8 protein-coding genes, 1 tRNA gene and 2 pseudogenes are annotated in these 8,774 nt (G+C 67.6%); 8 read left to right on the top strand and 3 right to left on the bottom strand.

The genetic code is table 11. The annotated features are described in order from the left end of the window. Positions 1–32 precede the first annotated feature (32 nt). Positions 33–834 (top strand): annotated as a pseudogene (locus tag BIV23_RS53865) (integrase core domain-containing protein); the annotation flags it as partial. A 268-nt stretch (positions 835–1,102) separates the two neighbouring features. Beyond that, positions 1,103–1,835: pseudogene (locus BIV23_RS07205) on the top strand (integrase); the annotation flags it as partial. Between the two features lie 252 nt (positions 1,836–2,087). Here BIV23_RS07205 and BIV23_RS07210 read toward each other — a convergent pair. Further along, positions 2,088–2,666, bottom strand: a complete 579-nt coding sequence (locus tag BIV23_RS07210; RefSeq protein ID WP_071379895.1) for a Uma2 family endonuclease — start codon at positions 2,664–2,666, stop codon at positions 2,088–2,090. A 580-nt stretch (positions 2,667–3,246) separates the two neighbouring features. Here BIV23_RS07210 and BIV23_RS07220 point away from each other — a divergent pair. The 4 genes from BIV23_RS07220 (at position 3,247) to BIV23_RS07240 (ending at position 5,964) form a co-directional block, all read left to right on the top strand. Continuing rightward, positions 3,247–3,320, top strand: a tRNA-Met gene (locus BIV23_RS07220). Positions 3,321–3,941: 621 nt separating this feature from the next. Further along, positions 3,942–4,310, top strand: a complete 369-nt coding sequence (locus tag BIV23_RS07225; protein WP_071379897.1) for a hypothetical protein — start codon at positions 3,942–3,944, stop codon at positions 4,308–4,310. Further along, positions 4,307–4,978, top strand: coding sequence for a nucleotidyl transferase AbiEii/AbiGii toxin family protein (locus tag BIV23_RS07230; protein WP_071379898.1), 672 nt, complete (start codon positions 4,307–4,309; stop codon positions 4,976–4,978). Before BIV23_RS07225 ends, BIV23_RS07230 begins: the two co-directional genes overlap by 4 nt. A 596-nt stretch (positions 4,979–5,574) precedes the next feature. Further along, positions 5,575–5,964 (top strand): hypothetical protein, encoded by a 390-nt coding sequence (locus BIV23_RS07240; RefSeq protein ID WP_071379900.1) that lies wholly within the window; start codon positions 5,575–5,577, stop codon positions 5,962–5,964. Positions 5,965–6,103: 139 nt separating this feature from the next. Here the strand turns inward: BIV23_RS07240 and BIV23_RS07245 are convergent, their stop codons facing one another. Beyond that, positions 6,104–6,583 carry a DUF2269 domain-containing protein gene (locus tag BIV23_RS07245; protein ID WP_245790410.1) on the bottom strand — a complete coding sequence of 160 codons (480 nt, stop codon included), beginning with the start codon at positions 6,581–6,583 and terminating at the stop codon, positions 6,104–6,106. A 380-nt stretch (positions 6,584–6,963) separates the two neighbouring features. On the opposite strand from BIV23_RS07245, the gene BIV23_RS07250 reads away from it, so the two are divergent. Both BIV23_RS07250 and BIV23_RS07255 read left to right on the top strand, forming a co-directional pair. Continuing rightward, positions 6,964–7,440: a hypothetical protein gene (locus tag BIV23_RS07250; RefSeq protein ID WP_071379902.1), complete on the top strand. Its 477-nt coding sequence runs from the start codon at positions 6,964–6,966 to the stop codon at positions 7,438–7,440. Positions 7,441–7,508: 68 nt separating this feature from the next. Further along, the gene (locus BIV23_RS07255; RefSeq protein WP_071379903.1) at positions 7,509–7,691 is read left to right on the top strand and encodes a hypothetical protein; all 183 of its coding nucleotides are present in this window, start codon (positions 7,509–7,511) and stop codon (positions 7,689–7,691) included. A 332-nt stretch (positions 7,692–8,023) separates the two neighbouring features. Here BIV23_RS07255 and BIV23_RS45770 read toward each other — a convergent pair whose 3' ends face one another. Continuing rightward, complete coding sequence (locus tag BIV23_RS45770; RefSeq protein WP_079172994.1) at positions 8,024–8,590, bottom strand: cysteine hydrolase family protein; 567 nt, start codon at positions 8,588–8,590, stop codon at positions 8,024–8,026. Positions 8,591–8,774: the final 184 nt, after the last annotated feature.

Below are 8,774 nucleotides of genomic sequence, written 5' to 3' on the forward strand. Positions count from 1 at the left end.
GATCACTCGGGAGACGGTCACGGAGATCCTCGGCCCGGCCCAAGCCCGGCGGCCGACCGCGCACCGTGCGCTCCATCCGAGCCCTGGTCCTGCGCCTGGCCGCCGAAAACCCGGCATGGGGGTACCGGCGCCTGCACGGAGAGCTGCTCGTCCTCGGCGTCAAGGTGGCCGCCTCCACGGTCCGGGAAATCCTCAAGGACGCCGGCATCCCCCCCATCGCCCGAGCGCACCTCCACCACCTGGGCGAACTTCCTGCGCTCCCCGGCCGATGCACTCCTCGCGTGCGACTTCTTCGAGACCATCACCCTGTCCGGAGCCCGCCTGTACGTACTCGCGGTGATCGAGCACACGAACCGGCGGATCCGGATCCTGGGCGCCACCGAGCGTCCGACCGCGTCCTGGGTGACCCAGGCCGCGAAGAATCCGGTCATGGACCTCGAGGACGCCGGCAACCGCGCCCGCTATCTGATCAGGGATCGGGACGGGAAACTCCCCGCGCTGTTCGACGCCGTCCTGCAGGACGCGGGCATCGAGGCCGTGCTCACCGGGGTCCGCGCCCCCCGCATGAACTCCATCATGGAAAGGTGGGTACAGACCTGCCGACGCAAGCTGCTGGACCGCACGCTCATCTGGAACCCGCGCCACCTGCTCCACACATTGCGCGAGTTCGAGCACTTCTACAACGAGCACCGACCGCACCAGGCCCTCGCCAACGCGCGGCCGCTACACCCACTCCCCCAACCGATCACCCACCCCGAGGACATCGCCCACCTCGACATACGAAAACGTGAACATCTGGGCGGCATCCTCCACGAGTACCGACATGCCGCCTGACCTCTACGGATGAGGTATTCGGCAAGCGCAGCATCGGAACTGCGACATGCCCCGCCGACCTCGCAAACATGCACGGCACTCGGAACCGAAGCTCAACAGCAACGCTGCGCCTACCCAAACACTCATCCGTCCTGGTGGGGGCTGGTGTACGGGTGGTGTCGAGCGCGGGCGCTTGGGCGGGTGCTCTGGGCACCTGGTGAGTGCCCCGGCAGGATGATCTGTCGGGCTGCTTTGACTTGCCTGTCCGGGTGTGGCGAACGTGTTCACCCTGCTGCGGCTGCTGCCGGTGAGCAACCAGGACACGGACGCGGAGATCCTCGCGCTGCGTCATCAGATCACCGTGCTGGAACGCCGGCCCGGCCGGGATCGGGTGCGGTTCGCCCCGCGTGACCGGGTGTTCCTGGCCGCGCCACTGCGCCGGCTCCCGCGCGGTGTGCTGCGCCGGGCACGGCTGCCGGTGCGCCCGGACACTGTGCTGCACTGGCACCGTGACCCGGTCTCGCGCCGCCGCGTGGCCCGTTCCCGGACGGGGCGTGCGGGTCGGCCGCGTACCGTGCGCGCGATCCGCGTTCTCGTGCCGCGTCCGGCGCGGGAGAATCCCGGCCGGGGCTACCGGCGCAATCCACGGCGAGCTGCTGGTTCTGGGCGTGCAGGTCGCCGCCTCCACGGTGTGGGAGATCCTGCAGGAGGCGGGGACCGACCCTGCACCCGAGCGGGGTTCCAGCACCTGGACGGACTTTCTGCGCTCCCAGGCCGATGCCCTGCCGGCATGTGACTTCTTCGAAGCGGTCACCCTGTCCGGGGCGCGGCTGTACGTGTTCGCGGTGATCGGGCACGCCGGCCGGCGCATCCGCATCCTGGGCACGACGGCGCACCCCACCGCCTCCTGGGTGGCACAGGCCGCCAGGAACCTCGTCATGGATCTCGAGAATGCCCGCTGCCGGGCCCGGTTCATGATCCGCGACCGCGACGGGAAGTACCCCGCCCGGTTCGACACCGTCCCGTCGACCTGCCGCACCTGACCTCTGCGCTGGGCCTCGACCCCCACGACATCCCTCCCGAGCTGGCGGACCTGATCCCGGATATCGAGGAAGTCGCAGTCCACTGCCGCTTCACTTCCTGCGGCACCCAGATGGCGATTGCCGCTAAGACGGAGCACGTTGAGTTCGCCGTTGCCCTTCTCACCGCATAACGGTCCGGCAAGCGACGGGCCCGGAGCCGCGGCAGGAGCAGGTGAGCTCGCCTCGGCGGGCTCAGCCCCTATGCTGCGGCTGGGCGAGTCCTGCCGGGTCGATCTCGAAGGGGAACGGCTCGTCGATGCGGGTAACGGTGCCCGGTAGGGCGATCGCCGTTTCGACGTACCGGCCGCCGTCCAGCTCGCTGACGATCAGGCGCGGGGCTGGGTCGAACTCCAGGCGCCAGTAGTGCGGGATCGCAGCCTCCGCGTACAGCAAGGGCTTGAGCTTGCGGTCCATGGTCTTGTTGCCGGGCGAGACGAGCTCGACGACCAGCTGAACCGCGTCGGCGTCGAGGCTGACGCCGTCCTCGGCGGTCGCGCCCGCGTCGGCGACGACGATGTCCGGCACTACCAGCCCGGACGGCAGGATCACGTTGATGGCCTCCAGCACTTCGACCGGGGCGCCGGCAGCCTCGGAGGCCGCGTCCAGGGCGACGTGGAGCCGGAAGCTCGCACGCTGATGGCGCAGGCCGGGGGCGGGGGACATCACGAGCGACTCCCCCAGCAGCTCGTAGCGGACGGTCCGGTCTTCGGGCAGGGCCAGGACGTCCTCGACGCTCCAGGGCCCGTGGTGCGTAAAGCTGGCAACGCTCATCCCTTCACCTCCATCACGTACTGACAGTCTGGCCTACTCCGACAGCCAGTGTCTTCCTCCCCGCCCCGTGCATTCCCGTGCTGCCATGGGCCCGGCTCTCGGTGAGCGAGCTCTCGGCCCACCGAGATGCACTCCCGAGATCGGCTACGGAAGAGCCGAACGCCTTGAGGAGCCTGGCCGCCATGACCGGCTCCATCCCGTCAAGCGCGGCCTCGATCGCCACCGCCTGGACCTCTTCCTCGGTGTCGGCGGCACTTCAGCCGGCAGGTCGTCGAGAGGCATCACCAGGCCGAGCCGAAGCGGCCATCACACGCAGCACCGACGTCGAGCACCGCGAGAGGCGACACGGCCGTCGCTGGCACGGACGCGAAGGAATGCTGGGTGAAAGGTCAGCCCGCCGGGGAAGCACCGACCATTATCGCGCGGTCCCGACCCTGACTTACGCCGCGCAGAGCCAGAGCCTTCACGGTTCGTCTCACCGGCTGGGCGTGGATGCGGTGGCGCAGAGGGGGCGCTGGCGAGCTGGAACGACAACCGATTCGGCTGGACCAGGACTCTGCCGTAGAGTTCAGCGTGCCGTCGCGGGGTGGAGCAGCTCGGTAGCTCGCTGGGCTCATAACCCAGAGGTCGCAGGTTCAAATCCTGTCCCCGCTACTTGATGTGAGGGGCCGGTGGATTCTTCCACCGGCCCCTCACTGTGTACGCAGTCGCCTCGGATCCACCCCTGCGATCGGACGGACCGCTCCTGTCGGACTGTGCGTGTCAGACCGTCGGGCAGCCGGCCGCCTTGAGGCCGTTGTTGAGCCCGGTCATCGAGCAGGGGCAAGGCATCGCCACCCGTCACGAGAAGACCGCAACCATCCACCCGGCCGAACTTCACATTGCAGGCATTTCACCCTGGTCCGCTCGGCGATCCAAACGAAGGTTCGGAGAGAAATTTGTGAGATGCCCGCCCTCGGTGAACAGTAAAAACAGCCTCTGACCTGGGACTTTCAGTGGATCACTAGAATCCGGTCCCTAGTCTATGTAACTGTCCACCTGGTCCACCGTGGTCCGTGGCGACAGCAGATATGCAGGTCAGAGGCTCTCGCGTGCTTCCGTGTGCTCTCGTGTGTGAGAGATACGTGAGACGAGGTGAGACGAAGAGCTATCTGGTCGCACTGAATCCTGGCGGGTCTCCGGTGCGGTGGAACGCCCCGTTCGACCGGCCCCGCACGGAGCTTCGACCGGGCGGGGGCCTGGCAACCGCGCCGCCCGCCGGGCGATACTGGCGGCATGACCGTGCGGTCTCCCTCGTTTCCGGTGCCGAACGCGTTCGAGCTGTTGTGTGAGCAGTACGTGAAGCGGCTGCCCGCTCAGCTGGAGGACCTGACCGGTCCGGCCCACGGCACCGTCGACCTGCCGCTGCATGTGGCCTGGTCGGGCCGCCGCTCCTACACGCTGGAGCAGCCTCGCTCTCGGATGGGCCTGTACCGCACCGTTCTGGCCGAAGGACAGCGCCAGGACCTGATCGACTTCTTGAACCGCGATCTGCTCATCGAGCAGTGGCCCGTGCTGCGCACGCTGATCAGCCGCCCGATCAGGGACGTGTGGGAAGCCGCTTTCCCCGAGCTCACCACCGCGACGGTCGCGACAGCCGCGTGAACCTGACAGGTCTGCACCGCCGGCTCCTGGCCGACGTCCTCGCTATCGGCACGCCCTACCCGCTGGTGATCACCGGCGGGTACGCCGTCCAAGCCAATGGCTTGGACGACCGGCTCTCCCAGGATCTGGACGTGGCCACCGAGAACCCGGCTCCTGTCGACGAGATCATCCGCACAGTCGGCGACGGCCTGGCCGAGCGTGGCTGGGGCGTCCAGCACATCGAGTCGAGTCCGCTCTCGGGCCGGCTCATCGCCACCGACCTCACCACGGGCGAGGAGTGCGAGGTCGACGTCCTCAAGGAGGCGTTCTGGGCCCCACCCATGGCCACGGAGTACGGTCCAGTTCTCGCCCTGGACGACGTGATCGGCACCAAGGTCCGCGCACTCGCCGACCGCGGCGCGGTCCGCGACCTCATCGACGTCCACGCCGCGACCCGGCATCCCACCACTGCCGACCTTGAAAACCTCGGCCGCCGCCACGCCCGCTTCGAGTTCAGCCTCCACGACCTGCACGACCGCCTCGCCGGCGCCGAGTGGTGGGACGACCAGGACTTCACCGACTACGGCCTGAGTCCTGAGCAGGTAGAGGACCTGCGTACATGGGCGCCGACCTGGGCCGACGACCTCGCCACCCGACTCCACGCCGACCAAGACCTCGACGAGGACTGACCCGCTGCTCAGCGGCGTCGGTCTGGGCTAGGTGTGTCATGTCATGACGTTGGTGCCATCAGCTCGATACTTAACGACCATTCCCGACCATCGATATCTGCCCAGGAGTCCAGGAGCGGGAGGAACCCTGATGGTGCGGCTACCTCACGATCGGTCCAGTAGAGCAGGCACTCACCGTCACGATCCCACGCCGGGGAGACGCAGTCAGCTGTAACTGTTGCAAGCACCGCATCACCGTACTGAGCAGCACGACAACAGGGTCTGCTGCACGATCGGGTGACAACCTGTCACCCGACCCTGCAGCAGACCCGCCCACCACAACAGCGTGATGACGGGAGTGATCAACAAGCTACCCAGGCAAAGCATGGCAAGGGCACCCGCCGGCAGGCCAGTGACCACCTGCGTCACGAGCCACATCAGGTTGCGGCGGGCAGCGCGCGGGCGCGGCTCGACCGACTGTCCAGGAGGATCGTGGGAGGCCCCACGCGGATCACCCGAGATAGCCAGGCGACCCCGCAGCACTACAGGCAGCTGCACCTTTCGTCCCGCGGCCAGCGGTAGCGACCCGCAAACCCACGCTTACCCAGCGTGGCGGCATGACATCCACAAGCCCGAGCTCTACGACCGGCCCGATCGGCAGCGCCCTGCTCGGCGGCAAACTGCTGCCCCGGGCACGGCTGACCGAGAGGCAGGACACCGTCCCGGTCAACCAGGACATCCAGGCGTTCTGGCCACACGGACGCTACGGCCTCGGCCTAGTCGAACGGCCTCTGTCCTGCGGCGGAAGCTACTGGAGTCACGAAGGCGGCAACGGTGGCTACATCACCCTGAACGGCGCCACCGATAACGGCAGCCGCACCGTCACCGTCTCCATGTCCACAGCTTTGGGCGACTCGCCCGACAACACACTCCGACAGGAGCAAGCCGCCAGCAACCTCGTCGGCCACGCGCTGTGCGACACCCCCGGCAACAGGCAGGGCACGTAAAGGCCTTCCCCAGCATCCGGAATTCCAGCCAGAACTACGAAATTCCCCATGCCTACGGTTACGTAATTCCCCGGGCGCCCCACAGATCAGTTGGCATGTTCCGTAGAACCACGACGCCTCACAGCTGATCACGGAGACGCTAAGGTCGGCCTGCACTCGGCGCGGCCGACCGTCGACCCCATGGCTTGAAGACGGACAGGATGACGTTGGCGAGATACAGCAGGAGCGCGACGGCCGGGACGATCACCATGTTGTAGCGGATGAATCCAAGATCCATGGCTGAGATGGGGCCCACGGGATGCCGGGCCACCGCATCCACCGCGTCGTGCAATCTGGCAGTGAGCGCGAAAATCGAAGCCGCCGTCGCCGCCAGGGTCAACCAGAACTTGACGCTGACCCAGTAGTACCGGAACAGGCCCCACTGCGTGCCGAGCGCCAGCACCACACCGCTGACCAATGTGAGCAGGCTCAGCGGGATGATCAGAACGTCCCCCGACATCCCCATCGCCCGGTAGGCGGTCCGCAGGGTGTTGGCATTATTCGTCGCAAGCGCCGTCGTGCCCAGAGTGAGCAGGCAGAGCATCAAGGCCAACCAGCCGACAGAGACGACCACATGCACAACGACCACGCTCTTACGGGCCTTCTGAGGCAACCAGTGGCCTGAACGCCGTTGCACTCCATCGCCGGCGGGCGCCGTCACCGTCGACGATTCAACGGAGGGGGGCATACACACCTCGATCAGGTCGGGGGCACAGGCACGCGGCCAGACTCTCCCTTCCGACCGTCCAGGGCATCTGCCGACGGAAGTAACTCCCGCTGCTCCGAGGCGAGTACGGTCGACGCTCCGAGCAGTTCAGCGGATGGATCTATACGCCACCGGGAGTACGCCCACGGCCTTCCTCGGCGGGACGCCCGACAGGAGCCGCTCTGTGATGGTGAAGACGCCAGGGCCGGGACTTCCGCTCGGCCGCCTCCACTTACCTCAGGAGGGTCGCCTCCGTGACCACCGCCACGCTCACCCGCACGAGAGCCCAGCGCCGGGACCTTGGCGCTCTGACCGGCGTGCTGTACGTCCTGTTCTTCGTGGCCAGTCTCGTCATCGCCGGGGCGCTGGGCCCGTCCGGCACGGTAACGCCGTACTCCAGCGACGCCGAAGTACAGGCGTATCGGCTGAAGGATCCAGCCAGGCTGGAGGATCTCTTCCGCATTCTCGGCCTGATGCAGGGGCTGTCCGCCCTCGCTCTGCTGGCGTTCGTCCCCTGTCTGGCCGCGTTCGTCCGCAGGCACGGCAGCGACGCCCGGGCGGGCGTAGTCCGCTCGCTGGCCACCGTCGCCGGAGCCCTCCTCCTGCTCTCCGCGAGCACTAGCTGGTTCTGGCCCAGATCAGCGCCAAGGCGGAGTCGTCCACGTATCGGGCCGTCTCGGACCTGTCCTTCATCACCGGTGCCGGACCGGCCATCGCAAGCCTTGGCGTAGCGGTCTTCCTGGTCGCCGCGACGGGACGCGGCAGCCACGCCTTGCCCACCTGGGTCACGTGGAGCGGCATGGTGATCGGGGTGGCCAGCGTATTGTCGATGAGCTCGCTCGTCGCCGAAGGCGGCTCGGTCTTCATCCCGGTCGGTCGCTTCCTCGGCTTCGTCTGGTTGGTCGTGCTCAGCGTGTTGCTGTGGTGGCGCAGCGGGCGAACGGATGATCTCACCGATTCCATCGCGCCGCGCCATCTGTGAGGCCGAGGGCGAGCAGGAGCGAGGAAACCGGATCAGTGGTCACCGCCAGCGACCGTCGTCCGCAAGGGGAAACGTGACGGTCCGTGTCGCCGCGGAGGGGGTGGTCATCGAGGCGTCGGCCTGCGGTTGGACGCCATCTTGTCCGGACTGTGGTTGTCCAGGGCGTCGCATCCACTCTCGCTATACACGCCGACTGGCTGGACGCCCGGTGGTGGGACGCCGATTGGTGACCGTCGGCTGACCATTGGCGATGGCGATCGTGGCACGTCTTCCATTTCCGAACCGCGCGGGCAGATCCCGCCACGGTACGCCAGTCCGCCGCGGCTTTGCCGTCATCGACTCGAACCTGAGCGCGGACGACCATCCTCAAATACTGGTCCCGGCCTACTCATCGAGGAGCCCACCCGCCCTCGCCTCGGTGGTCGACGAGCCGCATACGGACCGGCTCTGCGAGGCGCTGGCCGGAGGGCGCGTGGGCGACCGTGTTCGTGGGCTTGGCGGGCGGTGGGTTCGACGCCGAAACTGGTGGCGACGCCAGCGATGAGGACCTGGGTGACGCCGAGCCCGTCGAGATGGTCGGCGAGGTCGGTGCTGTGGAACGCTCCCCAGGTGTATGTGGTGACGGTCTTGTCGCCGGACTGCTGGTTGAGTGCGGGGAGCAGGTCGGTGAAGCCGTCGGGCAGGTCGCGGGCGTCGTCGCCTTGCTCGGTGCGGCCGGGGGCGGTGCCGGCGACGTTGACCAGCACAACCGGCAGTCCCTTGGCACGGAAGGCGTCGGCCAGCGCCGCGGTGTTCGCGACGATGTCGCCGAGCGGGTGCACGGTCGGCAGGCCGGTCAGCCCTGCTTGCAGGTCGACGACGATGAGTGCGGTGGTGGGGTCAAGGACGGTGACAGGCACTGGGCTCTCCGAGATTTGCTGGATTCCGTGAGGCAGGTGCTGTACGTGGCCGCTGTCAGCGTCAGGGTCGCGGGGACGGCGAGCGATCGGCGACACTCATGATGATCAGGGCGGCACTGATGCCGACCATGATCCAGGCGATCTGGTGGAGGCCGTGGTCGGTGACGTGCGTGTGGAACACGAT

This window comes from Streptomyces monashensis, assembly GCF_001866665.1.
Classification (GTDB): Bacteria; Actinomycetota; Actinomycetes; order Streptomycetales; family Streptomycetaceae; genus Streptomyces; species Streptomyces monashensis.

Excerpts from the sequence above, each read along its gene's own strand:
- BIV23_RS07255 (WP_071379903.1), top strand. The coding sequence starts at position 7,509 with ATGGTGATCGGGGTGGCCAGCGTATTGTCGATGAGCTCGCTCGTCGCC.
- BIV23_RS07225 (WP_071379897.1), top strand. The coding sequence starts at position 3,942 with ATGACCGTGCGGTCTCCCTCGTTTCCGGTGCCGAACGCGTTCGAGCTG.
- BIV23_RS07210 (WP_071379895.1), bottom strand. The coding sequence starts at position 2,666 with ATGAGCGTTGCCAGCTTTACGCACCACGGGCCCTGGAGCGTCGAGGAC.
- BIV23_RS07240 (WP_071379900.1), top strand. The coding sequence starts at position 5,575 with ATGACATCCACAAGCCCGAGCTCTACGACCGGCCCGATCGGCAGCGCC.